The sequence below is a fragment of the Comamonas halotolerans genome, from assembly GCF_030162935.1.
GTDB classification, from domain to species: Bacteria; Pseudomonadota; Gammaproteobacteria; order Burkholderiales; family Burkholderiaceae_C; genus Comamonas; species Comamonas halotolerans.
The window spans coordinates 51,527-76,425 of sequence record NZ_JASAUZ010000005.1; the positions used below are offsets into that span (position 1 = coordinate 51,527).

Genomic DNA, 24,899 nt, shown 5'->3' on the forward strand with positions numbered 1-24,899 from the left:
TGGCGCGTGTGCAGCGCGTTTAGCGCAGGTTGACCAGCGTCGAGAAGATCTGGTCCTGGGTTTTGATGGTTTGTGCGTTGGCCTGATAGGCGCGTTGCGCGGTCATCATGTTGACCAACTGTGCAGTCAGGTCAACGTTGGACTCCTCCAGGGCACTGCCCTGGATGGTGCCAAAACTGCCCGTGCCCGCCGCGCCGTAGATGGCCGGGCCGGAGTCATTGGAGACCACCCAGTTGTTGTTGCCATCCGGCTGCAGACCTTGGGTGTTGGTGAACTTGGCAAGTGCCACTTGGGCTTCTGCACGGGTGATGCCATTGGAATAGGTGGCCATCAAGGTGCCGTCGGACGCTACGTTGACGGAGGTCAGCTCGCCCGAAGCGTAGCCGTCCTGCGTGAGCTTGGCCACGGAAAAAGCGCTACCCAATTGCGAGACACCGCTGAGATTGATGTTCACGTCCCAGGCACCGGGGTTGGGGTCATTGGGGTTGTTGCTCTTTATCGATGTACTCAGTGTGGTGCCACCGGTGGAGGTGAAGGACTTGCTGGCTGCGCCGTAAGACTCGACATCAATCAGCTTGCCTGCAGAGTTGAACACCATGCGGCCCAAGGGCTCGGCGTTGGGATCCAGGCTGTCATAGACTTCCCAGGTGTTGGCATCGGTCTTCTGGAAGTACATGGACAGTGGTGTGGCCATGCCTTGCTCGTCAAAGACTTCCAGCGAAGTGCCATAGGTGGCGCGTGGAGGCGCGGGGTTGGCGTCCTGATCCACGCGTGCATCCAGGTTGATGGTGGCCGAAACATTGTTCGTTTGCTTGGCGGCAATCGGTGCACCCGCAGGGAACACCAGATTGCTCAGGCTGACGCTTTCGCGTACTCCGGTTTCGGGGTTGATCTTGTAGCCTTGAACATTGTCGCCATTGACCGTCACCAGCTCGCCATTCTTGTTGAGCTGGAATGCGCCGTTGCGGGTGTAGGCAATGCCGGTACCTGTTTGCACCACAAAGAAACCGTCGCCGTTGATAGCCATATCCAGGCCGTTGGCGCTGGGCGTGATCACACCTTGCGTGAATTGCTGCGAGACCGCTGCCACGCTGACGCCAATGCCTGTGTTGTTGGCGCTGGAAGCGCCCATGGCGCTGGCTACCATTTCATTGAACTCGGTGCGCGAGTTCTTGAAACCGACGGTGTTGCTGTTGGCAATGTTGTGACCAATCACGTCCAGGTTTTTGCTGGATGCGTTCAGGCCGGAAAGTCCGTGATGGAAGCCCATGGTTAACTCCTGCGAATTTAGAACACAGCCTTGACGCTGTTGTAGTTGATGCTGCTACCGTTGGCCAGCTCCAGCATGAGTGAGCCGTTGCTGATGCTCGTTGCCACCACTGCGTTGGGGGCCAGTGAAGTGCTCTTGACGGTCGCTTCACCATTGGTGGCGCTGACCTTGAAGCGCAAGTCCAGATCACTGCCGGTGTAGTCGCTGCCGTCCCAGGTGAAGTAGTTGCGGCCAGCTGCGGCAGAGCCCAGCTCCAGGGTGTCCACGACTTCGCCCGATGCGGTGGTGATGGTGACCGTGACATTGGCGGCCGAAGCGTCCAGATCAAATGCGGCCGTGCCGCTGAGCTTGGTGTTGCCTTCTTCGTCTTCGAAGGCTGAAAGCCCCAGGTTGTTGCCTTCGGACAGCACGGTATGCCCAATCATGGTTGCACCTTGCAGCATTTGCATGGACGCAAATTGGCTGGTCACGCTTTCCACGGTGCTGTTGAGTTTTTCGATGCCGCTCACAGTGCTGATTTGCGCCATTTGCGAAGTCAGCTGTGCGTTGTCCATGGGACTTGTTGGGTCCTGGTTCTGTAACTGTGCGACCAGCAGCGTCAGAAACTGGTTCTGCATGTCTGCTGCCGAGGTGGGCGTGTTGCTCGGAGTGCCGGAATAGGTGGTGGGAGAGAGGCCGGAAATCATGCGTGCCTACTTTCTTCTGTATGTGCTTATTGGCCCAGCTGCAGCGTCTTGAGCAGCAGCGATTTGGCGGTGTTCATGACTTCCACGTTGTTCTGGTAGGAGCGGGAAGCGGAAATCATGTTCACCATCTCGTCCACGGCATTCACGTTGGAATGGGTGACATAGCCCTGGGCATCGGCGAGCGGGTGCTCGGGGTTGTGCACGCGACGGCCAGGGGTGTTGTCTTCGGTGATGTCTTTGACCTTCACACCTGCAGAACCTTCGGGCCCCATGGGCGCTGTCTGAAATACCACCTGGCGGGCTTTGTAAGACTCACCGTCTGGACCGGCCACGGCGTCCACGTTGGCCAGGTTGGAGGCCACAACGTTCAAACGCTGGGATTGCGCGCTGATGGCACTGCCAGAGACGCTGAAGATGGAGAACATGGACATGGCGGAGGTTTCCTTGTGTCAGTGCGGCTTACTGGCCAGTGATGGCGCTGAGCATGGTTTTGGACTGGCCGTTGAGAAAACGCAGCGTGGCTTCATAGCGCACCGCGTTGTCCACGAAGTTGGCGCGTTCACGGTCCAGATCCACGGTGTTGTTGTCCAGACTGGGCTGTGAAGCCAGTGCATAACCCAGCGGGCTCTGACCATCGCTACCGAACTTCTGGGTAGGCAGTGGCATGTGCTGGGCATGGGTGGTGCTGGCTGCTTGCAAGGCTTGGTGCACCGAGCCGTTTTCGTCTTGCGCGGCCTTGAGTGTCTTGGCGAAATCAAAGTCCCGTGCAACATAGCCAGGGGTGTCGGCATTCGCAATATTGCTGGAGATCACACGCTGGCGTTCTGCGCGCAACAGCAGCGCGTCGCTGTGAAAGTCCAAACGGCCAGTCATTTTGTCGAGCATGTGAGTCCTTTGCAGATAAAGAAAGCGAAATGGATGCACCCAGCCCTCAGACTTTGGTGCGTGCAGCGATTATGGAAATGCTGCGGTTTTGCTAAAGCGCGAAGAAAGCGGGGTTGCTGCCGTACTTCAGGGTTTAGAAAAGTGGCGCAGGCTCTAAAGTGCAGGCCATGCTCCATCCTGCTGATTTGCTCTCGCTCCTGTCCTCACGCGCCGCACGTGCTGCCGTGCGCATGTCTGCGGCGTTGCTGATTACGGGCAGCGTGTCCGCGGTGTGGGCGCAAGACTTGTCCCAACTGAGCAATCAATGGTTGCAAGATGCGCTGTCGCAAAGCGAAGCCCAGCAGAGCATGCCGTTGCGTATGGAGGTGGAAGTTGGCAAACTTGATCCGCGCTTGAATCTGGCTCCTTGCATGCGTGTGGAGCCTTATTTGCCCAGTGGCAGCAAGTTGTGGGGGCGCACACGCATAGGGTTGCGTTGTGTGGAAGGCACCAAGCCCTGGAATGTCTTCATGCCGGTCACCGTCAAGGCATTTGGGCCTGCATGGGTGCTGGTGAACAACGTCAGCATGGGCGAGACGCTGAGTTTTGAGCACGCTATGCAGTCGGAGGTGGACTGGGCCGAATCCCCACATTCCGTGATTGCCCTGGCCGAAGACTGGATTGGACAGACGGCAGCGCGCAACTTGACCGCAGGCATGGCCTTGCGCCAGACCATGGTCAAAGCCGCTGAAATCTTCAAGCCCGGAGCTGGTGTGAAAGTGCTGGTTGAGGGCCAGGGGTTTGTGGTGACATCTTCAGGTAAAGCCCTGGAAGGTGGTTCAGCGGGACAGAGCGTCAGGATACGCATGGACAATGGACGCACCGTCATAGGTACGGTCAATCCACGAGGCGAAGTCGTTGTTGCACAGTGATACAAGCTTTTTGAAGAAAATGCTCAAGTTCTTTGCAAAAGCGTCGATAGCTAGGCTACAGAGCCCTTGAGCGGGGCGGATGGAGTAGGAAATGAAGGTCGGACAAAATACCAACGTCGAAATGCTGGCAGCCAAGCTGCAGCAAAACGCCGTACAACATACACAGCAAAGCAAGAGTGGCACAGCCAGTGAGGTGGCGCAGCAAAGCCGTGCCAATGCGGCCGGTGTGCCGGTGACGGTGTCCAGCTCCGTGCGCTCGCTGGATCAGAATGCCAAGTCGTCCTCGGATATTGATATGGCTAAGGTCAATGCCATCCGCGAAGCGATTGCCAACGGCACATTCAAAGTGAATGCCAGTGTCGTGGCCGACAAGATGCTGGTGGACGCAGCAGCTCTGCTGGGCGCTGAGCGCGCTTAATTTCTTTTTCGGGCGCTTGGCGCCGGTGCGGGCCTTCCGACCTTCGGCCCAAACCGGTACTCAGCGCCCAAACTTTGTTTGAACCGCTCAAAAATCTGAAAGAACCATGCAACTCAGCGAAGCTTTGGAACAAATCGAGGGCATGATCGATGTGGTCAACGCTCTGATTGTCGACAACCAGCCTGAATCGGTCGAACAGGCCATCGGCCAGTTGCGCGATGGCATGCAGGCGTTTGCTGGGCTGGCACAGCGCTTTGGCGCGATTGAATTCACGCTGGAAAACGTGCAGCGTATGAAGATCATCTCGGAGCGCCTGATTCAGCTGCGTGGTCACATTGCCAAGATGTCTGCAATCAATGCCCAGCAACTGAAAACACTGATGCCCGAGCAATCCATCTCCCACACCTATGGCGACAGCAAGCACCGGGGGGCTGCTGCTTCGGTCGCGCGGATCTATCACATCAGCGGTTAGCCGCGCATTCCTGGATGCCCTGGTGTTCATGCCAGCAAGCCCATGGGCATGGAAGAAAGCAGCTGCGACGCAAACAAGAGCAGTGACGAGACTGGGAAAATTTACCAGTCACAAAAAAAGCGCTTCATAAGGCGCTTTTTTTGTGGGCGGGCGTGCTCAATGTGCTCGCATCTTGGTGCGAAGCCGAGCGACTGCCTGGCTATGCAGCTGGCTCACGCGCGACTCTGTCACTTCAAGTACGGCTGCTATCTCTTTGAGATTCATTTCGTGCTCGTAGTACATGCCCATCACGTACTTTTCACGCTCAGGCAGGCTCTCAATGGCCTCCACCAGGGCGGCGCGCATGCGCTCGTCGCGCAGCAGTGCAAAAGGGTCGGCATCAGCGTTGGCAACGTAGCGGTCAAGAAAACTTTCGTTGTCGTCATCGCCAGGGGTTATGTCTTCCAGATAAATCAGCTGTGTGCCGCGTACCTTGGACAGCAGAGCCTGGTAATCGCTCAGCGGCAGATCCATGGAATGCGCAATCTCCGACTCTTTAGGCGCGCGCCCAAGCTCTTGCTCCAGCTTGTGAATGGCTCGCTCAATGTCTTTTTGTCCCTTGCGCGAGCTACGGCTCATCCAGTCGTTGTCGCGCAACTCGTCCAGCATGGCACCTCGGATGCGCTGGCTGGCAAAGGTTTCAAACTGCACGCCCTGGCTGGATTCATAACGCGAAAGGGCTTCGGCCAGGCCAATCATGCCGACCTGAATGAGGTCGTCCAACTCCACGTTCGGCGGGAGTTTGGCAATCATGTGTTGTGCAATGCGACGTACCAGCGGGGCGTGCTGGCGAATCAGTGCATCGCGATCCAACTGACCATGGGCGGTATACATTGACTCAATGGCTCCATGCAGCCGAAGCTGGCGAATCTGTGGAGGGGGCGGTGAATGCAAGCTCCTGAGGAGCGTGCAACGTCTCCGAATGCTCCAGACATTGTAGGGCCCAGCGTTGCAGCTGGCGGGGTTGCTCAGGGTCGAACTGTTCACACAGTGGCTCGGTGTGCAAATGGCGCATGGCGCATTGGGCCACCGACTTGAGCACGGGATCCAGGCCATAGCTGGCAGGGCGAAGCGCCACCAAGCGAGGCATCTGGGCACAGTGCATGAACATGTGTTTGAGGGCGCGGTAGCTGCTCACGACATGGCGTGATTGTGAGGGAACCAGCTGGATTGAGGACTGGCTGCAAGCTTGCAGCATGCCAGCGAGCAAGGGAGCGGGTGCCCACAGAACGACCAGGGCGTGGTTGCGGACGAAGCGATAGAGCAAGTTCAACGGACGCTCGCCAGTCACCGAGGCTTTGTGCTGCAGCTGCACCATGCCGCGCGCAGCAGGCAAGGTCGCAATGCTGTGCGGGTCATGGATATCTGCGTTCAGCGCTGTAAAAGCATAGCCCTGGCGTGGTTGCAGCATGTCTTGCAAGCCTGGTGCGGCGGATGTCTCTTGCTCTGTGCCATCCAGCACAACGACGGGGTAGCCTTGCTGCTGCAAATGGGCGCAGGCCATCCAAAGTGCTGCTGCGTCTGCGTTATCGCCGGATGGCACCACGGGCAGCACGCGCAACGACGTTTGCGCGCCTTGCCAGTGCAAACCGGTTCCTTGGTGCCAAGCGCTCTCAAGCATGCAGCGCTCCTTGGGGGGAAGCCATGGAAGAGTCGGTGAAATAGTAATCCATGTCCAGCGTGCTGGGGTCAAACGCTGATCTGGAGTGCGCGCGCATCGAGGTGGCAACCAGTTCGCTGGCATTGGCGCGCGCAAAATCTTCGGGCACGCGCTGGCCGTTGGTGATGCCACGCAGCACCAGCTGGTGACGAATCAGTGCATCCAGCGCTGGTGCCAGCTTGACGGCTTCATCCACCTTGGAGAGGATGGCCTGTTGGCAGCCCACGCGCTTGAAGGCCGAGAGTGCTTCGTCCAGCGTGTCGCCATGGGCGCCAGCATTGGCCACCAGCAAGCGCTCGATACCGGGTATATCCAGCACCTCCAGAATGTCGTCCTTGCGCGGGTCACGTGGGGCCACGCCAGTGGTATCGATGATGACCATCTTCTTGCCAGCCAGCAGACCTAGCAGATCTTGCAGCGCCGCCTTGTCGTGTGCCAGGTGGGCAACTACTCCGAGCATGCGGCCATAAGCGCGCAGTTGATCGTGGCCACCCACACGGTAGGTATCCAGGGTGATCAGGCCCACGCTGTTGGGGCCGTGCTTGGCAGCGCACAAGGCCGCGAGCTTGGCTGCAGTGGTGGTTTTACCGACGCCGGTAGAGCCCACCAGAGCAAACACACCACCCTTGTCCCAGATAGGCGCATCCGTGCTGTCTGTACGCAGATTGCGCTCGAGCACCTGCACCAGCCATTTCATGGCATCAGCAGGGCTGGCGTTTTGTGGCAAGCGCTCCATAAGAGTGCGCGACAGCGCAGGTGAATAGCCGCAGCGAATCAGCTTCAGCATCATGTTGCTGTGCAGAGGGTTGCTGCGCGTCTGGTTCATCCAGGTCAGGGTATTGAAGCGCTCTTCAATCAAGTCCTTGACGGATTGCAATTCGTTGAGCAAGGCAGGAGCAGCTGCGGGTGCAGACACCACTGATTTGCGGGGTGGGTCGGCGGGAAGCTCCACGGCCAGACCACGTAGCGGATTGTGCTTGACCACGGAAGGTGTGGTGGGCAATGGAGCACTGTCACGGACGGCATCCAGGCGGCTTTTGCGTGCAAACGTGGGCATGGCGTCGGGGGCCACTTCTCCGCTCATTTCTTCGTTACGGCGGCGCAGCATGCGCTCGCGCACATAGTCCTGGAACGACAGCGTGCTCATGGCCAACTGCTCGGTGTCTTCGGCCACGCTCTGGCGGGGGCTGGCTTTGAGCCCTGATGCGGGCATTGCCTGCAGCAGTGCATCCATGCGCATAGGTGCCTTGGGTGCTTGCTTGGGCGCACGGGTCTCTTCGGCCTCGCGGGCCTGGATGGCGGCCATCAGGCCAGGGCTGGTCTGGTTGCCTTGATCCAGCTTGCCTAGCGCGTCTTCGGCGGTCGCCATGACTTCCACGCCGTTGGCTGTGGGGCGGTTGGACAAAATCAGGGTGTTATCACCGAATGCGGCACGCGCTTTGTCCAGGGCCTCACGTGAAGTGGGGGCTATGAAGCGTTGGATGTTCATGCGTTTGCACCTTTAAGAATGGGGCCGATGCGGATGGTGTGGGTCTCGGGGATCTCGCTGTGCGCCAGCACTTGGAGGCGGGGGGCCACACGTCGCACCAGGCGAGCGATAGCGTTACGAATGGCGTCGGGCACCAGCAGGCAGGCGGGCAGGCCCAACTCTTCTTGTTTGTTGGCAACTTCGGCGGCGCGCTGTGTCAGCAAATCGGCCACGCCGGGATCCAGCGAAGGGCTTTGGGGGTTGCTCAGGGCTTGCACCAGCAAGCGCTCCAGGCCGGGCTCGATGGCAATCACGTTCAGTTCACGAGTGGGGCCGTAGATCTGCTGCACGATGGCGGGAGCCAGCGCAATGCGCACGCGGCGAGCCAGCTCCACAGGGTCTTGGGTCTGTGTGGCGTACTCGGCCAGGGTTTCGATGATGGTGCGGATATCGCGAATGTGCACCGCGTCCTCCAGCAGCAGCTGGAGCACCTTTTGGAACACTGTGATGGACACCATTTTCGGAATGACTTCTTCAATCAGCTTGGGCGCGGACTTGGCCACGTGATCCACCAGTTGCTGAACCTCATTGCGGCTCAACAGCTTGGCGGCATGCATTTGCATCAAGTGTGACAAATGTGTCGCCATCACAGTTTCCGAATCAACGACGGTAAAACCTGCCATTTGTGCCGCTTCCTTTTGGCGCTCGTCGATCCAGTGCGCGGGCAGACCAAATGCCGGGTCGGTGGTGGGAGTGCCAATCAGCGGGGTGGTGATGCCACCGGGATTGATAGCCAGGTACATGCCGGGGAAGGCTTCACCTTCGCCGACCATCACGCCACGCAGCGTCAGGCGGTAGGCGCTGGGCTTGAGTTCCAGGTTGTCTCGCACGTGCACGGCAGGAGGCAGAAAGCCCACCTCCTGGGCAAATTTGCGCCGTACACCCTTGATGCGGGTGAGCAGGTCACCCTGGCGCTTTTTGTCCACCAGGGCAATCAGACGATAGCCCAGCTCGAGACCCAGCAGATCTACGGGCTGCAGGTCATCCCACGTGGCTTCAGTATCTTGTTGCGCAGCAGCCAACGCACCGGGCATGGTGGCATCAGCACCACTTCCAGCCTTGGTTTGTTCCGCTTTCTTGGTGTTGCGACGGTAGACCAGCCAGGCACCATAGCCAAACAAGGCGCCCATGGTCAAAAACACCGTGTGCGGCATATTGGGAATCAGTCCCAGCATGACCAAGATGGCTGCAGTGATCGCCAAGGCACGTGGCGAAGCCAGCATCTGGTTGGCGATCTGTTTGCCGGTATCGTTGTCCTTGCCCACACGCGAAATCACCATGGCAGAAGCCACCGAGATGAGCAGCGCGGGGATTTGTGCCACCAGGGCATCACCTACCGACAGCAGAATGTAGCTGTTGGCTGCTTCGCCAGCGCTCAGGCCGTGTTGGGCCATACCGATGATGAAACCGCCCACAATGGTAATCACCAGTATCAGGATGCCTGCCATGGCGTCACCACGCACAAACTTGGATGCTCCGTCCATGGAGCCGAAGAAATTGGCTTCTTCCTGCACTTCAGCGCGGCGGCGTTTGGCTTCCGTTTCGTCAATCAGACCTGCGTTCAAGTCAGCGTCCACGGCCATTTGCTTGCCTGGCATGGCATCCAGGGTGAAACGTGCTGATACTTCGGCAATGCGCTCTGCCCCCTTGGTGATCACGACAAAGTTGATCACCACCAGAATTGCGAACACGATCAAGCCCACGGCAAAGTTGCCGCCAATCAGGAAGTGACCAAACGACTCGATCACTGCCCCTGCAGCGCCAGGGCCGGTGTGGCCTTCCAGCAGCACCACGCGGGTTGAAGCTACGTTCAGCGACAGCCGCATCAAGGTGGTCAGCAGCAGCACGGAGGGGAAAGCTGCAAAGTCCAGTGGTTTGACCATGTAGGCCGCGATCATCATCACCATCAACGCGGTGGCAATGTTCAGTGTGAAAAAGGTGTCCAGCAGCCAGGGGGGGATAGGCAGTACCATCAGCGCCAGGATGGCGATCACCAGAATGGGTGCCGCCAAGCTCTGGAGTGCCAAGCCATTCTTGCTGTTCCAGTGGTGCAGGTTTTTCAGGAGGGCAGTGCTCATGGGTGCAGTGCTTTCTAGCGCTTAAGGCTTCGCTGTCGCAGCACGCTGGGTGTGCGGATCAAGTTCTGGAGGCACGTGGGGCTGAACCAGCTCACCAGGTGCTGTGCCTTCGCCGCGCATGGCGGCCTTGAGGCGGTAAACATAGGCCAGCACCTGCGCCACTGCGGTATACAGCGTGGAAGGGATGGACTGGTCAATTTCTGCATGCGCATACAAGGCGCGGGCCAGCATGGGGGACTCCAGCACGGGAATCTGGTGCGACTTGGCCACTTCTCGAATCTTCAGCGCAACCAGATCCGCGCCCATAGCCACCACCTGCGGGGCAGCCATGGTTTTTTCGTCATAGCGCAACGCCACCGAGTAGTGGGTGGGGTTGGTGACCACAAAGTCAGCCTTGGGGACAGCCTGGATGCTGGCGCGCTGGGCAATTTCGCGCTGCTTTTGGCGAATCTTGCCTTTGAGCTCAGGGCTGCCTTCCGACTCCTTGTGCTCTTGCTTGACTTCCTGGTGGCTCATCTTCAGCCGCTGCAGAAACAGCACCCGCTGCAAGGGCACATCAATCATCGCAACCACAAACACCACCACCAACAGCATGACCATGCCATTGACAATCCAGTCACCCACCTGGGCCAGGGCGGCAGAGCCCCCCAGGGCTGGAATGCTCGACAACTCAACGATGCCGGACTTGATGTGGAACCAGCCCACGGTTGCCAGAATCAGCGTCAGCAGCACGTTCTTGAGCGCTGTGACCATCTGCTGCTTGGAAAACACATTGCCCAGGCCTGAGATGGGATTGATGCGCTTGAACTGCGGCATGATGGGCTTGGTGCTGTAAATCCAGCCTCCGGACATCAGGGTCAGGATGATGGAGACGATGTTGATTGCCAGCGCAAAAATGACGCAACCCAGAATGCCTACCAGCGCCATGTCGGTCAGGCGCTCCACCATCAATTGCGGGGCTAGCACGCTGTCAGCGTTGAATGACATTTGCTTGCTGATGGCAATACGCAGGTGGTGCATCAGTGTGGGCCCCCCGGCGACCACCATCAAGGAACCCACACCCAGCACCGCCAGGTGGCCGAGATCACGCGAGCGCGATGTCTGCCCGTCCTTGCGGGTTTTCTGCAGCTTCCTTTCGGTTGCTGGTAGGGATTTATCTTGGCTGGATTCCATGGCGGCATAAGACGAAGGTCTCATGCCATTGTCTGCAAGCCATCAAATCGCTAAAGCTGGAAAAGCGTGCTCGGGAGGGCGCTATTCGAACGCCAATGGTGCTGCCAAGCGTCGCGCAATCTGCTAAGACTCGCGAACGCCACCTTGCTGTGACGTGGCAGAGCCTTGTCGTACCTGCGCATGGCCAGCTTCAGGAGCGCAGGCTCAAGAACGTGTTTACGATCTCCTCACATCACGACTGTGGTTAAGCGGGATGGGATGCTAGACGCAGCGCTTTGAACGCATACCGATTGCGCATCAACGTGACTGCGTACAGCTCGAAAACACGTGCTAAAAGCCCAGGCTGGCCAGCAGATCGTCCACCTGGGATTGCGAGGTCACCACGTCAGGGGTGCTGGGGTCTACCACAGGGCCTTGCAGCTTGGGGTGCGAGGGGGCCGCTTGTGCAGATGCGTTCTCGGAGGCTGGTGTTGCGCTGACTTCTGCCAGGGCTGCAGCCCACAAATCATCCGTTTGCTCTGCCGAGACAGCAGCGCCAGTGACCATGGCAGCAGCCGCACTGACCTCTCCCTGGTCAAGTAGCGTGGTGCCATTGTTCACCTGTGGTGCGGTTTGCAGCAGCAGCTCCACCAGCTGGCTTTCCAGATCGCTGGCCAGACGGACAACCTTGGCAATCACTTGTCCGGTCAGGTCATGGAAGTCCTGAGCCATCATGATGTCGGTCAACTGTTGATCCACGATCTCTGTGGATTTTTCCATGTCTTCCAGGTAATTCATGATGTGCCCTTTGGCCACCGCGGCCACGGGGTCGGCGATCATGGCCTGGCGCATGGCCTTGGTCTGCGCCACGATGGCAGTTTGCCGCTCTTTGGCGTCATCGACCAGCGTCAGCACTTTTTCCGCAGCTTCACCTGTTAGCCGTGCAATGTACGAAAGACGGTTTTGTGCATCCGGCAATTCTGCGGTCGCACCACGCAAGCGGTCGGCATAGCCCAGCTCGCGCAGCGAATCATGCAACTGCCGGGTGAGTATGCCGATTTTGTTGTGGACATCGCCATGGTCGAAACCATGCGACGGTGCGTCGCTGTTGGGCGTTGCGTGGTCCATGGATCAGTTCAAGCCAAGCTTTTTCAAGATCAGGTTGACTTTTTCTTCCAAGGTCGCCTTGGTGAAGGGCTTGACGATGTAACCTGCCGCGCCCCCTTGGGCGGCAGCCACAATGTCTTCCTTGCGAGCTTCTGCGGTCACCATCAGCACCGGCAGGTGCTTGAGTTTCTCATCAGCCTTGATTTCGGTGAGTAGCTGAAAGCCATTCATGTTCGGCATGTTGATGTCGGTGACCACGAAGTCAAACTTGCTGTTGCGCAGCTTGTGCAGCGCTGCGACACCGTCTTCGGCTTCATCCGCTTCGGTAAAGCCGCTTTCCTTGAGCAGATTGCGCACGATGCGGCGCATGGTGGAGAAATCGTCAACGATCAAAAAACGAAGGGTATTGGTGGCCACGGGGACCCTTTCGGTCAAATATGCTTCTGAATGACGCTTGCGCCAAGCGCAGGCTTCGTCCGATTCACAAATTGTCACGGAGTTTGCGATGCTGGAGACGGATTCTCCTGCTTTTCCGATTGCAATTTGTTGTCTTGTTGCGCAGAAGGTGCTGGCTTACCCAGCAAGCGCTCTTCTGCTTCATGCGTCAGCACGGTAATCGTGATACGCCGGTTTTGGGGCGCGCGTGGGTCGTCCGGGAGCAGCAAGTCGCTGGCTGCGAGGCCTACCACGCGGGCAAGTTTGTCGTTGGGCATGCCTGCTGCTACCAGTTCACGGCGAGAAGCATTGGCGCGGTCGGTCGAAAGCTCCCAGTTGCTATAGCCTTTTTCGCCGCTGCCATAGGGCGCCGCATCGGTGTGACCAGCAAGGCTGATGCGATTTTCCACACCACCCAATGCTGCACCCACCTCTCGCAGGATGTCTCGCATATAAGGTTTGACAAGGGCGCTACCAATGTCAAACATGGGGCGGTTTTGCTCGTCCACGATCTGGACTTGCAAACCATCCAGCGTGATATCCATGCGAATTTGTGACTTGTACTCGTTCAAAGCAGCATTGCTGGCGATCATGGCCTCAAGCTTGGCACGCAAGGCCAGAATCCGTTGTGCATCCTGTTGGGCACGCTGGTGCCGGATGTCTCTGCGCTGCTGTGTGTCATCGTTGGCATCGGAGCGCTTGACCTGACCATGTACGCGGGCCAAATCGGTGCCACCGCCAGGAATGATGCTGGAGCTGTTGCCCGAGCCATCTCCGCCGTTCATGGCAACTTTCAGCGGGGAGTTGAAGTATGCAGCGATGCCTTGCAAGTCACCCTGCGAAGTGGAACCCAGCAGCCACATCAGCAAAAAGAACGCCATCATTGCCGTCATGAAGTCGGCATAGGCGATCTTCCACGCGCCGCCATGGTGGCCGTGCTCGCCTTTTTTGACGCGTTTGATGATGATGGGTTGCAGCTTCTTGTCGAGTGCAACCCCGGCTTGTGCGCTGCCGGGAGCGTTTGGGGGCGGCATCGCTTCTTACTTCCTCTTGACGTGCTCTTCCAGTTCCAGGAAGCCTGGGCGTTCTGTGGAATAAAGCACCTTGCGGCCAAATTCGATGGCGGTTGGCGGGTTGTAGCCTTGCATGCTGGCAATCAAGGTGCACTTGATGCACTCAAATTCTTTGCTGCCGTCTTGCTGCCGTTGTTCAACCAAACCAGCCAGAGGCTCCACCAGCGCATAGGCCAGCAAAATCCCCAGGAACGTACCTACCAGCGCTGAGGCAATCATGCCCCCAAGCACAGAAGGCGGCTGGCCAACAGAGCCCATGGTGTTCACCACACCCAGAACCGCAGCCACGATACCGAAGGCCGGTAATGCACCTGCCAGACGTTGCAATGCCACCACCACGCGGTGGCCTTCCTGATGGTGGGCCTCGATCTCGTTATCCATCAGGGATTCGATTTCGTGGGAGTTGAGATTGCCCGAGACCATCATGCGCAAATAATCTGTCATGAACTCCACCAGATGAGCGTCGGCCAGCAACTCCGGGTATTTTTGAAAGATGTCCGAGTTTTGTGGCTCCTCCACGTCCATCTCGATGGCCATCAAGCCTTCCTTGCGGGCTTTTTGTAGCAGGTCATACAGCAAGGCCAGCAGGCTCATAAAGCGTGCTTTGGAGTGTTTGGAGCCTTTGATGGCTGCCGGAATCGCGGCCATCGTGGCCTTGAGCACCTTGGGCTGGTTGCTCACGATGAACGCGCCAACGGCCGCGCCACCAATGGTGGCCAGTTCAAAGGGCAGGGCTTTACCAAGCACGCTCATGTTTCCGCCATGGAGGGCGTAAACACCGAAAACGCAGCCGAAAGCAATGATGTAACCAATCAGGACAAGCATGGTGCAAGCTTAGTGAGTTGCTTGGAGCGCAAAGCAGTGAGGAGCATGGGTTTTTTGTGCGATTTCGGACGTTAAGTGGTGGGGGACAAAAAATGGCCTTGGCTATTCCAAGGCCATTAGCAGGCGGTGAGAGGTTTAATGCAAACAGGTGCCGGGTTGGGGTGTATGCGTAGAAAAATCCACCTTGCTGAGCCACGGCTCCGCCAAAATGCGTATTTGTGCATCATTGCGCAAAATGTTTAGCATGATTTTAGACTTCTGCTGGCGCTGCTCTTTTGACAGTTCTGTCATTTTTGCCTGTTCGCGCAGCTCATTAATCAGAACTTTGCAGTTCTTCTCATGCGCATATAGCTCATCCCACGCGCTATTTTTAGCAGCGGCAAGCATTAGCATGCTTGCTTGCTCGATTTTTTCGTAGTAATCAATAATAGAGCGTGACATATATATTTATATTAGGTATTTAATGCACCTGCGGGCCAATTTCTTTCCAAGCACTCGCAATGGGTTCAATGATTTTCAGAACATCCTCAAGCTTATGTTCATCGTTTTTTAAATTGGCTGTTGTTAATTCTACGATGCAAAAATCATAGATATTGCGCAAATTGTCGGCCAATTCACCGCCTTGTTCGAGGTTTAAACCAGCCTTGAGGCCTTCTTCCAAAATGCGCGCAGCCTTGCCCAAGGCTTTGCCTTTTTCTTCAACTTCACCGCGTGCCATGGCGCCGCGGCCTTTGTTGATGCTATCGATCAAACCTTCGAACAGCATGTCAATCAATTTGTGTGGGCTGGAGGCGGCAATGCCCGATTGCACAGCTACTTCGCCATAGGTTTTGGCTGCGCTGAAAGAGCTAGTAAAACTCATAAAAAATCCTTGCAATTAACTGCTGCTCTTATTCCATTGCTTGATTTGCTGAGACACATAGGCATCCAGCGCATTGAGAGAGGCCATTTTCGTGTCCAGCGCAGAATATTGCGCACGTAAACGTGCCTCAACGGAGGCTGCGCGGTCATTGACCTTGTCTTGCTCCGAGGTATTGCGTTTGGATGCTTTGTTCAAAGAATCGGTTTTGGTGTCCAGAATTCCGTTGGAATCTTGAATGGACTTGGTATATGCCAGCATTTTGTCAGCAAAACCATCCGAGCCTTCTGCAAAAAATTTGGCCATTTCAGAGGGGTTTTTCTGTAGCCCTTCTTTGAGTTTGGACTCATTGATGGACATGGTGCCCCCAGTCTTTATATCAACACCAATATCTGATAGGCGGCTGAAAACAGCAGATGTGCTCGATGAATCAGAAAATGCACGGCGCAAGCTGTTCTGCAAATTCACGATTGTGCTGTCACCCTGAAAAATACCCGCAGTTTTGGTGGATTCTTCGTATTTGGTGCTGATGCTCAGCAGGCTGTTGAGCTCGTTGTAAGCCGTCACAAACTCTGTAATGTGCTTTTGCAGGGTTTCAGTGTCGGTGCTCACGGTCAGCGTGCTGGTGCCGGTTGTTGCAGCAGTGAAGCTCAGGCCCTGAATGATATTGTCAAAGGTGTTGCTGCTGGAGGAGACGTTCACGCCATTGATGGTGGCTTGCGCATTGGCTGCCGCAGTGAAGGCGCCGGATGCGCTGGCATCATCGGTCTTGCTGCTCAGCAAACTATTGTCTGTGCCGTTGTAGTTCAGCGCGCTCAGATCGCCGGTGCCGGTAATGGTGAATTGGTGGTCCGTGCCTGTCTGTGTGGAGGACAGCACCAATCGTTGCCCTGTTCCATCATTCAGGATGGATGCGCTTACGCCACCATTGGCCTTGTTGATGGCTGCCGCCACTTGCTCCAGGCTGCTACCTGCCGCAATGTTGATTTCTACAGCCTCGGCGCTTCCGTCACCTACCTGCAAGCTCAGTGTGCCGCCTTGAGCGAATGCATGGTCTGCAGCAAAGCGACCCGATGTCATGCTTTGAGACTTGGCGGTGGCTGTGATGTCAATCGTGTAATTGCCGGGCACGGCGTTGCTGCCAGTGCTGGCGCTGAGTACGGAGGCGTTGGATGAGCTGACAGCCATGGCGGATGACCAACTGCTGGCATCCGAGAGAATTTTGAGTTTGTCTTCCAAAGTGGCGGCCAAAGACTTGAGCTGTGACACTATGGACAGACGTGTTTGAATCAGACTGGCTTCTGATTTCAGCGGGGTCAGGCGGCTTTTTTCTAAAGTCACCAATTGCGTGATGATGCTCTCGGCCTCCAAGCCGCTACCAATACCAATTGAGCTAATAGAAGCCATGGTGCTAAACCCTTGTGCTGGTTGAAAAGCTGTGTAGACATGTGCCACGCAACGCTGCCGCCTGAGGGCGGTAGCGTGTGTGTGTGTGGCAGTCCTAAGTGGTTTTCGGCAAAGCTGCCGAAAACTTTAGTTTTGCAGCAGCGCGAGCACGGATTGAGGTTGCTGGTTGGCCTGGGCCACCATGGCCATGCCAGCCTGTTGCAGTACCTGTGCGCGGCTCAGGTTGGCGGTTTCCTGTGCAAAGTCTGCGTCCATGATACGGCTGCGCGCAGCGGTCTGATTCTCAGCAGCCACTTGCAGGTTGGAGATGATGGCTTCAAAGCGGTTTTGGAAAGCACCGAAGGTGGAGCGCAGCAGGTTCACTTCATCCAGCGCGGCGTCGATGGCTTCCATTGCAGTATGGGCTGTCGCGGATGTGGCACCCAGTGTGGCTGTGGCACCCTGAGTGTCCCCCATGCCAGTGACCATATTCGTTGTCGTGATGTCCACGGTATCTACGCTGGCGGTAGTGTTTGCGCCAACTTGAAATGTGAACACGCCAGCATTGCCGCCCGCGCCTGTCAGCAGCTCTTGTCCGTTGAAGGTTGTGCCTTTGATGATGCGCTCGTTTTCCAGGGCCAGTTGCTTGTATTCATTGTCCAAGGCTTGGCGGTCCGAAGCGCCATTGGTGTCGTTGGCCGATTGCACAGCCAGTTCACGCATGCGCTGCAGATTGTCGCCAATCTTGCCCAGGGCACCTTCGGCGGTTTGCGCCAGAGAAATACCGTCATTGGCATTGCGAATGGCCACATTCATGCCACGCACCTGGGTATTCATGCGCTCGGCAATGGCCAGACCTGCTGCATCGTCCTTGGCGCTGTTGACGCGCACGCCGGAAGACAGACGCTGCATGGCGGTGGCCTGAGCGCCTTGCGAGGAGGCCAGATTGCGCTGCGCGTTCAGCGAGGCGAGGTTGGTATTAATAATGGAAGGCATTGCACGACTCCTATAGGGCGGCTGTAAACCGATGAACAAATGTCAGCGGTGGCCGCCGACTGCGCTACACACGCCTGCAAGCAGTCGCAATCAGTATGCGTGCCACTACCCGCAGGTTTTCTTATCGGTTTGCATTGTCGAGCGCCAGGGAGTTGGGCAATTGGGTGATAAGCAGGGGCTTTTCCGCGGATTAAGAGGGTTTGGCCGCGATGGCCATGCGGTTCAGTGCCGAATGTTGCAGAGGGGGCTGTGCACTGTCTGCATCACCACGAAAGGCGGAAGTGTTGGTTGAGCAATTGCATGCGTCACGGCATAAAAAAAGCCCTGCGGCGTATGCCGCAGGGCTTGGGATATGGTGCGTGTGCAGCGGGTGATTAACGCAGCAGCGACAGCACGTTTTGTGGCAGCTGGTTGGCCTGGGCCACCATGGCCATGCCAGCCTGTTGCAGAACTTGTGCGCGGCTCAGGTTGGCGGTTTCCTGTGCAAAGTCGGCATCCATGATGCGGCCGCGAGAAGCAGATGCATTCTCGGAAGCGATCTGCAGGTTGCTTACAACAGCTTCAAATCGGTTTTGCACAGCACCCAATTCAGCACGAGCGCTATTGATGGTGGTCAGGTCTTTATCGATGTTTTCGATGACCTTCAGAACATCGGCGTTGGCGGTCAGGGCTGCGCCGGCGTCGTCACCAATTTTGTCTGTCAGTGATGTCAGGCCAGTCACGTCAACACCGTTGACATCAATGGTGTCTACCCCTGCGGTGGTGCCTGCGCCAACCTGGAAGGTGATGGCGTCGGCATTGTTCAGCAGTGACTTGCCGTTGAAGTTGGTGCTTGCAGCAACGCGTGTGATTTCAGCGGACAGTTGTGCAAACTCTTTTTGCAGGGCTTGCTGGTCGGTGATGCTGTTGGTGCCGTTGGCGGATTGCACGGCCAGTTCACGCATGCGTTGCAGGTTGTCACCCACCTTGCCCAGGGCGCCTTCTGCTGTCTGGGCCAGCGAGATACCGTCGTTGGCATTGCGCACAGCCACATTCATGCCACGTACCTGAGCGTTCATGCGCTCGGCAATGGCCAGGCCTGCTGCATCGTCCTTGGCGCTGTTGACACGCAGACCCGAAGACAGTCGTTGCATGGCAGTAGCCTGCGCGCCTTGCGAGCCCGCCAGGTTGCGCTGGGCGTTCAAAGACTGGAGGTTGGTGTTGATGGTCAAGGCCATGGTGTGTACTCCTAAGAAAGAGGGTGCGTTATCAAGATCAATTCCGTCCGGCTGGTACAAACTTTGTATGGTGCCGGCGCGCAACAGGTTTCAGGCTATAGGCTTGGTCTGGTTGACGGCGGCCGGTTGGCGTTGATCCCTTGTTGAGTTGTTTTTCGGAGCTTGGCGCACGAACTTAAGGGCTGGAATGTGGTTTTGCCTTTGTTTGGTGTTTTGTTGCTTAAAAGTTTTTATTTGCGCAGTTTTTGTGCGCATTCGAAGGGTCGCTTTAAGTTGATGTATGAATGTGTGGTCAAGCAGTGGCAATACAAAAACAAAAAGTTGGGCTGCCCATGGGCAGCCCAACTTTTTGACTCTTTCTTGGCCAGGTGCAGCAGGCCTTAAACCTGCATATTCATTACATCGGTGTAGGCCTGAACAAGACGGTTGCGGACATGCAAGGTGGCCTGAAAGCCAATTTGTGCCTTTTGCATGGCCACCATGGTTTCTTCAAGGCTGACTGAAGGGTTTTCCAGTTGCACTTGGGTTTGCAGGTGAGAGGAGTGGTTTTGTGCCGCGCTGACAGAGCGCAGGGCACTTTCCAGTGCAGAGCTGAAGCCATGGCCTTCGGCTTCCGCTTGCTGCACGGGCTTGGTCAAGCGCTGTGCCATGTCGCTGGACATGGTGGTCAACGGAGAGGTGGCGCTATGAAGACGAAGATCCATGTTTTTTTCCCGGAACGCGTGATTGGTTCGATGGCCGCAATCGTAGGCAAATGTAAACAGTCCATCTGCGCGAATAAGTGGGGAAACGGGGGCCTTATCCAGGGAACACTTGTGCGGGAAATTTGAATAATCGGCAGCACGTTGGGCTCCGTGTCGGGCCCAAGCACCCATTTGGAAAAGAACATGTCCGCAGTTGCTGAAATTCCTGTTGCTCAAAACCCTGCTGTCGCAAGTGCTGCTACCTGGCAGCAGCGACTGGCTGGGCTAGACCGCAATCAACGCATCTTGTGGGGTGCTGTGGGCGCGCTCGTCGTGGCGGGCCTGGTCGCTGCATTGGTCTTTAGCCGTCAGCCTGATTACCGCGTGTTGTTCAGCAACCTGAGCGACAAGGATGGGGGCGCCATTGTGTCGCAGCTGGCGTCGATGAATGTGCCGTACAAATATACGGAAGGTGGCGGTGCAATCATGATCCCTGCAGACCGCATTCATGATGTGCGTCTGAAGCTTGCTACACAGGGCTTGCCCAAGGGGGCGGTGTCTGGCTTTGAAATCATGGAGTCCAGCAAGTTCGGGATCACGCAGTTTCAAGAACGTGTGAATTACCAGCGCGGACTGGAAGGTGAGCTGACCCGCTCCATTCTGGGCTTGTCAGCGGTGCAAAACGCGCGTGTGCACTTGGCGTTGCCCAATCAGAATGGTTTTTTCCGTGAGCAGCAAAAGCCCTCAGCTTCCGTGCTGCTGACGCTGTATCCCGGACGCATGCTGGACCGTACGCAGATCGCCGGCATTGTGCATCTGATCTCTTCAAGCGTGCCGGAGATGTTGCCTGGCGCGGTGAGCGTGGTGGATGACTCAGGCAAGCTGCTGTCACAAACAAGCAATCCGGAAGACAGCCCCGTCAATCTGCAGCAACTGATGTACCAGCAGCAACTGGAAAAGCAATACACGCAGCGCATTCTGGATATCCTGGAGCCTGTGGTGGGCAAGGGCAATGTGAAGGCGCAGGTGACGGCGGAGTTGGACTTCTCTCGCTCTGAGTCAACTTCCGAGTTGCATGCCCCCAACCAGGGGCAGGCCCCCAGCGCCATTCGCAGCCAGCAAGTGCTGGAGTCAACGGGTGAGAAAGAGCCTGTGCCTCCAACAGGCGTCCCTGGTGCGGTGAGCAATCAGCCGCCGCAAACGGCCGCAGCGCCCATCAACGGTGCAGCGCCAACGTTGCAGGCTGCCAATGGTCAGAACACCAATATTCTGACCATTCCCGGTAGCAAGCGGGAATCGGTCACCAACTATGAAGTCGACAAAACAGTGCGGGTCACGCGCAACAGCACGGGGTCGATCAAACGCATGACGGCAGCAGTGGTGGTGAACTATTTGCCTGCTGTGGCTGCAGAGCCTGGTGCGGCCTTGGCGCCTCAAGCGCTGACGCAAGCGCAACAGGATCAGATGCTGGCACTGGTGCGCGAAACTATTGGATTCAATGCCGAACGCGGTGACTCTGTGAATTTGATGAATACGCCTTTCCTGCAGGAGGCACGACAGGCATCGGATTTGCCAGTCTGGCAGCAGCCTGAAACCATCGAACTGGTCAAAACAATCATGTGGCCAGTAGGTCTGGTGCTGGCGGCACTGATCCTGATGTTCGGCGTGGTGCGACCGCTGCTCAAGGCGCGCAAGAAGAAAGAACTGGTTGAGCAGGCGCAACTGGATTTGCTGGAAGCGGAAGAACTGGAGCGCCCAGCGTTGGTTGCACCCGCCAAGCCGGGCGAGCCTACGCAGGAGCAAATCCGGCTGGAGCAAGCACGTGCGTTGGCCAAGCAGAACCCAATTGCAGTGGCCAATATTGTCAAGACCTGGGTCAATGGCGAGGGCGGCCACTAAGCAAGGGCTGCATGCATTGAACTATTCACAGAACATAAAGAGTTTGTCATGGATGATCGAGGTCTGAACGACGCCGCCATTTTGCTGATGTCCCTGGGCGAGGAAGAGGCGGCTGAGGTGTTCAAACACCTGTCGCCCAAGGAAGTGCAGAAACTGGGTGAAACCATTGCGCGCATGCGTGGCGTGTCCAAGGAAAAAGTCGACTTTGTGATTGCCCGGTTTACGGATGACTGTGCTGCGCAAAGCCTGCTGGTGGAAGACGCCAGCGATTATGTGAAGTCGGTGCTGCGCCGTGCGTTGGGTGATGACAAGGCGGCGCTGCTGCTCGACCGCATCTTGCAAGGCGGTGATGTCTCTGGCATTGAAAGCCTGAAGTGGATGGATCCGGTGTCTGTCGCGGAATTGCTGCGCAATGAGCATCCCCAGATCGTGGCTGCGATTTTGGTGCACCTGGAGTTTGATCAGGCTGCCGCCGTGCTGATGCAACTGCCTGAGCGCCTGCGCAGTGAGGTGGTCTTGCGTGTGGCAACGCTGGAAGGCATTCAGCCCTCGGCGCTGAAAGATCTGAACGAGGTGCTCTACAAGGTACTCGCCGGTGGAGACAAGATTCGCAAAACTTCGCTGGGCGGGGTGAAGACGGCTGCAGAGATGATCAACCTGCTTGGCGGCAATGCCGATGTGGCTGTGCTGGACACCATCCGCAACTACGACGCGGATCTGGCCCAGAAGATCATGGACAAGATGTTCGTCTTTGACGATCTGGTCAAGCTTGATGACCGTTCACTCCAGCTGGTGCTGCGTGAAGTGGCCTCGGAGACGCTGATCGTGGCGCTCAAAGGTGGCTCCATGGAGGTGCGCGACAAGATTCTGGCAAATATGTCGATGCGTGCCGCCGCTGCACTGCGCGAAGACCTGGAGGCCCGTGGTCCTATGCGTCTGTCCGAGGTGGAGGCCCAGCAAAAGGAAATTCTCAAAGTGGTGCGTCGTCTGGCCGACGAAAACCAGATCACGCTGGGCGGTGGCCCGGAAGATAGCTTTGTCTAAGGCCTTCCAGGTAATAGCGAGTAGACGATGACACGTTTTATTCCCAGCGAAGAAATCGACGACCAGCAGGTGCGGCAATGGCATTTTGGCGGTGTGCACGCAAGTGCACGCCGTGGCTTTGCCGCCATGCCGGAGATGACGCTTGATCCTGCATTGATTGAGTCGGCCGAAGCTGCTCAGCCAGAGTTTGCTGAGCAGGAGGAAGAGGCCGAGTTGCAAGCGCAAGCGCAGGCTCAGGAAGACGCGCAGCCAGTAGAGCCAGCAACGCCTACCTATACGGAAGAAGAACTGCAAACATTGCTGGAGCAGGCGCGCAACGAGGCTTACCAGCAAGGGCACGAGCAAGGCGAGCAGGACGCTGCGCAAACTTGGCAGGCGCGCATGTCGGACTATCAAAACAATATGGGTCGAGAAACGGCGCAGCGTTTGAGTGAAGTGCTGCATGCCGCCCAAACCGGTGTGCAGGGCTTGCAGCAGCAAATGGCGCCTGACTTGCTGCAACTCGCTTGTGACATTGCGCGGCAGGTGGTGCGCCAGGAGTTGCGCTGCAACCCCCAAGCGCTGCAGCCCGTGGTGGCTGAAGCGCTGGACATGCTGGGTGCAGAGACCAAGCCTGCGCTGGTGCGTTTGAACCCCGAGGACTTCAAGCAACTGGAAGCGCATTTGCGCGAAGCATTACCTAACCCCAAGGTGGAGTGGCTGGCCGATCCGAGCGTACCTGCGGGTGGCTGCATGGTGGAAAGCCAGGGCGCCCACATTGACGGTAGCCTGGAGCGTCGCTGGCAGCGTGCAGTTGCCGCCCTGGGGTTGGTGTCCACTTGGTATGAAGGCGCCTCCCATGGCAACTGAACGTATGCCTGCAGACAGCACGCCGATTGCACAGTTCAAAGACATGCTGCGCGTAGGGCGCGAACGGGTGAATCAGCCATTGCCTTTGCATAGTCACGGCACGTTGACGCGTCTGACCGGCCTGGTGCTGGAAGCCAGTGGCCTGCGTGTCCCGGTGGGCTCACAGTGTCATTTGCAAATGCCAGGTGCACAGCCTGTGCTGGCCGAGGTGGTGGGTTTTGCCGGAGATCGGGCTTTTTTGATGCCCGCCGGCGATATTCAGGGCCTGTCCTGCGGTGCCACAGTGACACCGGCAGAGCCTTTTGTTCCGCCACTGCGATTGGGCGACACCGAAGCGCCCTCTTTGGCAACAGGCGTTTTGCGCCTGCCGATGGGTGATGGCTTGCTGGGTCGCGTGGTGGATTCCCAAGGCATTCCTTTGGACCACGGAGGCGATCTGCTGAATGTTGTGGTTGAGCCGCTGGAGCGTGAGCCTATCAACGCGATGGAGCGTGCGCCTGTGCGCGAGAGCCTGGACACCGGCGTGCGAGCAATCAACAGTTTGTTGACGGTGGGCAGGGGGCAGCGTCTGGGTTTGTTTGCTGGTTCCGGCGTGGGTAAATCGGTGCTGCTGGGAATGATGGCGCGCTTTACCCAGGCTGACGTGATTGTGGTGGGCCTGATTGGTGAGCGCGGTAGAGAGGTCAAGGAGTTTGTGGAAGACATCCTGGGCGTTCAAGACCGTGCTCGAGCCGTCGTCGTGGCAGCTCCGGCAGATGCTCCGCCGTTGCTGCGCATGCAAGGCGCCAGCTACGCCACAGCCATTGCCGAGCATTTTCGTGACAATGGCAAGCATGTATTGCTGCTGATGGATTCGCTCACACGCTATGCGCAGGCGCAGCGCGAAATTGCGTTGGCCATTGGTGAGCCTCCTGCCACCAAGGGGTATCCGCCATCATGCTTTGCAAAGCTGCCGGCCTTGGTGGAGCGCAGCGGCAATGGCCTCAATGGTGTGGGGTCGATCACTGCTTTCTACACGGTTCTGGCGGAGGGAGACGATCAGCAAGACCCGATTGCCGATGCATCGCGCGCCATCCTGGACGGTCACTTTGTCTTGTCTCGAGAGCTGGCCGAGCAGGGCCATTACCCGGCTATCGACATCGAGCAATCCGCTTCTCGCGTGATGCATAACGTAGTGCCACGAGAGCATTTTGATTTAGCTAGACGGTTTAGAGCCGTCTATTCGCGCTATCAAAAAAGCAAAGATTTGATACAAGTAGGAGCTTATGCCAACGGCTCTGATCCGCAGGTGGATGAAGCCATTCGTCTGCAGCCAGCCATGGCGAATTTTCTGCAGCAGAGCATGTTCGAGTCTGCAACCATGGCGCAGAGCGTGGCGGACATGGCAGCAGTCTTGAACGCACCCAATCAATAACCAGAGGGATATG

General features: G+C 57.2%; 26 protein-coding genes. 7 read left to right on the forward strand and 19 right to left on the reverse strand.

All coding sequences use genetic code 11. The features are described from left to right. Positions 1–19 precede the first annotated feature (19 nt). Genes flgE through flgB form a run of 4 tightly spaced genes read right to left on the reverse strand, consistent with a single transcriptional unit; the run spans position 20 to position 2,841 of the window. Positions 20–1,270 (reverse strand): flagellar hook protein FlgE, encoded by a 1,251-nt coding sequence (gene flgE / locus QEP11_RS05260; protein ID WP_284335587.1) that lies wholly within the window; start codon positions 1,268–1,270, stop codon positions 20–22. Positions 1,271–1,287: 17 nt separating this feature from the next. Then, the gene (locus tag QEP11_RS05265) at positions 1,288–1,956 is read right to left on the reverse strand and encodes a flagellar hook assembly protein FlgD (protein WP_284335588.1); all 669 of its coding nucleotides are present in this window, start codon (positions 1,954–1,956) and stop codon (positions 1,288–1,290) included. A gap of 26 nt (positions 1,957–1,982) precedes the next feature. Beyond that, complete coding sequence (gene flgC / locus QEP11_RS05270) at positions 1,983–2,387, reverse strand: flagellar basal body rod protein FlgC (RefSeq protein WP_219163593.1); 405 nt, start codon at positions 2,385–2,387, stop codon at positions 1,983–1,985. Between the two features lie 28 nt (positions 2,388–2,415). Continuing rightward, on the reverse strand, positions 2,416–2,841 hold the full coding sequence (flgB, locus tag QEP11_RS05275) for a flagellar basal body rod protein FlgB (protein WP_284335589.1): 426 nt from the start codon (positions 2,839–2,841) through the stop codon (positions 2,416–2,418). A gap of 167 nt (positions 2,842–3,008) precedes the next feature. On the opposite strand from flgB, the gene flgA reads away from it, so the two are divergent. The 3 genes from flgA to QEP11_RS05290 all read left to right on the forward strand — a co-directional run bounded on the left by flgA (position 3,009) and on the right by QEP11_RS05290 (position 4,642). After that, positions 3,009–3,752 carry a flagellar basal body P-ring formation chaperone FlgA gene (flgA, locus tag QEP11_RS05280; protein ID WP_284335590.1) on the forward strand — a complete coding sequence of 248 codons (744 nt, stop codon included), beginning with the start codon at positions 3,009–3,011 and terminating at the stop codon, positions 3,750–3,752. 91 nt (positions 3,753–3,843) lie between these two features. Further along, positions 3,844–4,170 carry a flagellar biosynthesis anti-sigma factor FlgM gene (gene flgM / locus QEP11_RS05285; protein ID WP_284335591.1) on the forward strand — a complete coding sequence of 109 codons (327 nt, stop codon included), beginning with the start codon at positions 3,844–3,846 and terminating at the stop codon, positions 4,168–4,170. A gap of 106 nt (positions 4,171–4,276) precedes the next feature. Next, positions 4,277–4,642 carry a hypothetical protein gene (locus QEP11_RS05290; RefSeq protein WP_284335592.1) on the forward strand — a complete coding sequence of 122 codons (366 nt, stop codon included), beginning with the start codon at positions 4,277–4,279 and terminating at the stop codon, positions 4,640–4,642. A 156-nt stretch (positions 4,643–4,798) separates the two neighbouring features. On the opposite strand, the gene QEP11_RS05295 is transcribed toward QEP11_RS05290, so the two are convergent. The 15 genes from QEP11_RS05295 to fliE all read right to left on the reverse strand — a co-directional run bounded on the left by QEP11_RS05295 (position 4,799) and on the right by fliE (position 19,701). Continuing rightward, the gene (locus QEP11_RS05295; RefSeq protein ID WP_284335593.1) at positions 4,799–5,515 is read right to left on the reverse strand and encodes an RNA polymerase sigma factor FliA; all 717 of its coding nucleotides are present in this window, start codon (positions 5,513–5,515) and stop codon (positions 4,799–4,801) included. Positions 5,516–5,519: 4 nt separating this feature from the next. Beyond that, positions 5,520–6,302 (reverse strand): hypothetical protein, encoded by a 783-nt coding sequence (locus QEP11_RS05300; protein WP_284335594.1) that lies wholly within the window; start codon positions 6,300–6,302, stop codon positions 5,520–5,522. Beyond that, a complete protein-coding gene (flhF, locus tag QEP11_RS05305; RefSeq protein WP_284335595.1) occupies positions 6,295–7,830 on the reverse strand; it encodes a flagellar biosynthesis protein FlhF in 1,536 nt (511 codons plus the stop codon). Before flhF ends, QEP11_RS05300 begins: the two co-directional genes overlap by 8 nt. Then, on the reverse strand, positions 7,827–9,947 hold the full coding sequence (gene flhA / locus QEP11_RS05310) for a flagellar biosynthesis protein FlhA (RefSeq protein WP_284335596.1): 2,121 nt from the start codon (positions 9,945–9,947) through the stop codon (positions 7,827–7,829). The genes flhF and flhA overlap by 4 nt, the downstream gene beginning before the upstream one ends. 21 nt (positions 9,948–9,968) lie before the next feature. Then, a complete protein-coding gene (gene flhB, locus QEP11_RS05315; RefSeq protein WP_284335632.1) occupies positions 9,969–11,120 on the reverse strand; it encodes a flagellar biosynthesis protein FlhB in 1,152 nt (383 codons plus the stop codon). Between the two features lie 330 nt (positions 11,121–11,450). Beyond that, positions 11,451–12,227 (reverse strand): protein phosphatase CheZ, encoded by a 777-nt coding sequence (locus tag QEP11_RS05320; RefSeq protein WP_284335597.1) that lies wholly within the window; start codon positions 12,225–12,227, stop codon positions 11,451–11,453. A 3-nt stretch (positions 12,228–12,230) separates the two neighbouring features. Further along, entirely contained in the window at positions 12,231–12,623 is a 393-nt protein-coding gene (gene cheY / locus QEP11_RS05325) for a chemotaxis response regulator CheY (RefSeq protein WP_284335598.1), read from the reverse strand. Between the two features lie 74 nt (positions 12,624–12,697). Further along, positions 12,698–13,675, reverse strand: coding sequence for a flagellar motor protein MotB (motB, locus tag QEP11_RS05330; protein WP_284335599.1), 978 nt, complete (start codon positions 13,673–13,675; stop codon positions 12,698–12,700). A 6-nt stretch (positions 13,676–13,681) separates the two neighbouring features. Next, entirely contained in the window at positions 13,682–14,539 is an 858-nt protein-coding gene (motA, locus tag QEP11_RS05335) for a flagellar motor stator protein MotA (RefSeq protein WP_284335600.1), read from the reverse strand. Between the two features lie 135 nt (positions 14,540–14,674). Then, the gene (locus QEP11_RS05340; RefSeq protein WP_284335601.1) at positions 14,675–14,980 is read right to left on the reverse strand and encodes a flagellar protein FliT; all 306 of its coding nucleotides are present in this window, start codon (positions 14,978–14,980) and stop codon (positions 14,675–14,677) included. Between the two features lie 19 nt (positions 14,981–14,999). Further along, on the reverse strand, positions 15,000–15,401 hold the full coding sequence (fliS, locus tag QEP11_RS05345; protein WP_284335602.1) for a flagellar export chaperone FliS: 402 nt from the start codon (positions 15,399–15,401) through the stop codon (positions 15,000–15,002). A 15-nt stretch (positions 15,402–15,416) separates the two neighbouring features. Next, entirely contained in the window at positions 15,417–16,805 is a 1,389-nt protein-coding gene (gene fliD / locus QEP11_RS05350; protein ID WP_284335603.1) for a flagellar filament capping protein FliD, read from the reverse strand. A gap of 126 nt (positions 16,806–16,931) precedes the next feature. Next, positions 16,932–17,780, reverse strand: coding sequence for a flagellin N-terminal helical domain-containing protein (locus QEP11_RS05355; RefSeq protein WP_284335604.1), 849 nt, complete (start codon positions 17,778–17,780; stop codon positions 16,932–16,934). A 374-nt stretch (positions 17,781–18,154) separates the two neighbouring features. Beyond that, complete coding sequence (locus QEP11_RS05360) at positions 18,155–18,997, reverse strand: flagellin domain-containing protein (protein ID WP_284335605.1); 843 nt, start codon at positions 18,995–18,997, stop codon at positions 18,155–18,157. Between the two features lie 380 nt (positions 18,998–19,377). Next, complete coding sequence (gene fliE / locus QEP11_RS05365) at positions 19,378–19,701, reverse strand: flagellar hook-basal body complex protein FliE (protein ID WP_284335606.1); 324 nt, start codon at positions 19,699–19,701, stop codon at positions 19,378–19,380. A 183-nt stretch (positions 19,702–19,884) separates the two neighbouring features. On the opposite strand from fliE, the gene fliF reads away from it, so the two are divergent. Genes fliF through fliI form a run of 4 tightly spaced genes read left to right on the forward strand, consistent with a single transcriptional unit; the run spans position 19,885 to position 24,886 of the window. Then, entirely contained in the window at positions 19,885–21,579 is a 1,695-nt protein-coding gene (gene fliF / locus QEP11_RS05370) for a flagellar basal-body MS-ring/collar protein FliF (protein ID WP_284335607.1), read from the forward strand. A gap of 48 nt (positions 21,580–21,627) precedes the next feature. Continuing rightward, a complete protein-coding gene (fliG, locus tag QEP11_RS05375; RefSeq protein WP_284335608.1) occupies positions 21,628–22,623 on the forward strand; it encodes a flagellar motor switch protein FliG in 996 nt (331 codons plus the stop codon). Between the two features lie 27 nt (positions 22,624–22,650). Next, positions 22,651–23,472 carry a FliH/SctL family protein gene (locus QEP11_RS05380; RefSeq protein ID WP_284335609.1) on the forward strand — a complete coding sequence of 274 codons (822 nt, stop codon included), beginning with the start codon at positions 22,651–22,653 and terminating at the stop codon, positions 23,470–23,472. A 43-nt stretch (positions 23,473–23,515) separates the two neighbouring features. After that, positions 23,516–24,886, forward strand: a complete 1,371-nt coding sequence (gene fliI, locus QEP11_RS05385; RefSeq protein ID WP_284335633.1) for a flagellar protein export ATPase FliI — start codon at positions 23,516–23,518, stop codon at positions 24,884–24,886. Positions 24,887–24,899: the final 13 nt, after the last annotated feature.

What these genes read in the sequence shown, in the direction of transcription:
- motA (WP_284335600.1), bottom strand. Translation starts at nt 14,539, where the DNA reads ATGCTTGTCCTGATTGGTTACATCATTGCTTTCGGCTGCGTTTTCGGT.
- flgA (WP_284335590.1), top strand. Translation starts at nt 3,009, where the DNA reads ATGCTCCATCCTGCTGATTTGCTCTCGCTCCTGTCCTCACGCGCCGCA.
- flgM (WP_284335591.1), top strand. Translation starts at nt 3,844, where the DNA reads ATGAAGGTCGGACAAAATACCAACGTCGAAATGCTGGCAGCCAAGCTG.
- fliI (WP_284335633.1), top strand. Translation starts at nt 23,516, where the DNA reads ATGCTGCGCGTAGGGCGCGAACGGGTGAATCAGCCATTGCCTTTGCAT.
- flgB (WP_284335589.1), bottom strand. Translation starts at nt 2,841, where the DNA reads ATGCTCGACAAAATGACTGGCCGTTTGGACTTTCACAGCGACGCGCTG.
- QEP11_RS05355 (WP_284335604.1), bottom strand. Translation starts at nt 17,780, where the DNA reads ATGCCTTCCATTATTAATACCAACCTCGCCTCGCTGAACGCGCAGCGC.
- flhA (WP_284335596.1), bottom strand. Translation starts at nt 9,947, where the DNA reads ATGAGCACTGCCCTCCTGAAAAACCTGCACCACTGGAACAGCAAGAAT.
- QEP11_RS05295 (WP_284335593.1), bottom strand. Translation starts at nt 5,515, where the DNA reads ATGTATACCGCCCATGGTCAGTTGGATCGCGATGCACTGATTCGCCAG.
- QEP11_RS05290 (WP_284335592.1), top strand. Translation starts at nt 4,277, where the DNA reads ATGCAACTCAGCGAAGCTTTGGAACAAATCGAGGGCATGATCGATGTG.
- fliD (WP_284335603.1), bottom strand. Translation starts at nt 16,805, where the DNA reads ATGGCTTCTATTAGCTCAATTGGTATTGGTAGCGGCTTGGAGGCCGAG.
- fliS (WP_284335602.1), bottom strand. Translation starts at nt 15,401, where the DNA reads ATGAGTTTTACTAGCTCTTTCAGCGCAGCCAAAACCTATGGCGAAGTA.
- fliF (WP_284335607.1), top strand. Translation starts at nt 19,885, where the DNA reads ATGTCCGCAGTTGCTGAAATTCCTGTTGCTCAAAACCCTGCTGTCGCA.
- QEP11_RS05380 (WP_284335609.1), top strand. Translation starts at nt 22,651, where the DNA reads ATGACACGTTTTATTCCCAGCGAAGAAATCGACGACCAGCAGGTGCGG.
- QEP11_RS05360 (WP_284335605.1), bottom strand. Translation starts at nt 18,997, where the DNA reads ATGGCCTTGACCATCAACACCAACCTCCAGTCTTTGAACGCCCAGCGC.
- flgE (WP_284335587.1), bottom strand. Translation starts at nt 1,270, where the DNA reads ATGGGCTTCCATCACGGACTTTCCGGCCTGAACGCATCCAGCAAAAAC.
- flgC (WP_219163593.1), bottom strand. Translation starts at nt 2,387, where the DNA reads ATGTCCATGTTCTCCATCTTCAGCGTCTCTGGCAGTGCCATCAGCGCG.
- fliE (WP_284335606.1), bottom strand. Translation starts at nt 19,701, where the DNA reads ATGGATCTTCGTCTTCATAGCGCCACCTCTCCGTTGACCACCATGTCC.
- QEP11_RS05300 (WP_284335594.1), bottom strand. Translation starts at nt 6,302, where the DNA reads ATGCTTGAGAGCGCTTGGCACCAAGGAACCGGTTTGCACTGGCAAGGC.
- flhF (WP_284335595.1), bottom strand. Translation starts at nt 7,830, where the DNA reads ATGAACATCCAACGCTTCATAGCCCCCACTTCACGTGAGGCCCTGGAC.
- motB (WP_284335599.1), bottom strand. Translation starts at nt 13,675, where the DNA reads ATGCCGCCCCCAAACGCTCCCGGCAGCGCACAAGCCGGGGTTGCACTC.
- QEP11_RS05340 (WP_284335601.1), bottom strand. Translation starts at nt 14,980, where the DNA reads ATGTCACGCTCTATTATTGATTACTACGAAAAAATCGAGCAAGCAAGC.
- flhB (WP_284335632.1), bottom strand. Translation starts at nt 11,120, where the DNA reads ATGGAATCCAGCCAAGATAAATCCCTACCAGCAACCGAAAGGAAGCTG.
- QEP11_RS05265 (WP_284335588.1), bottom strand. Translation starts at nt 1,956, where the DNA reads ATGATTTCCGGCCTCTCTCCCACCACCTATTCCGGCACTCCGAGCAAC.
- fliG (WP_284335608.1), top strand. Translation starts at nt 21,628, where the DNA reads ATGGATGATCGAGGTCTGAACGACGCCGCCATTTTGCTGATGTCCCTG.
- QEP11_RS05320 (WP_284335597.1), bottom strand. Translation starts at nt 12,227, where the DNA reads ATGGACCACGCAACGCCCAACAGCGACGCACCGTCGCATGGTTTCGAC.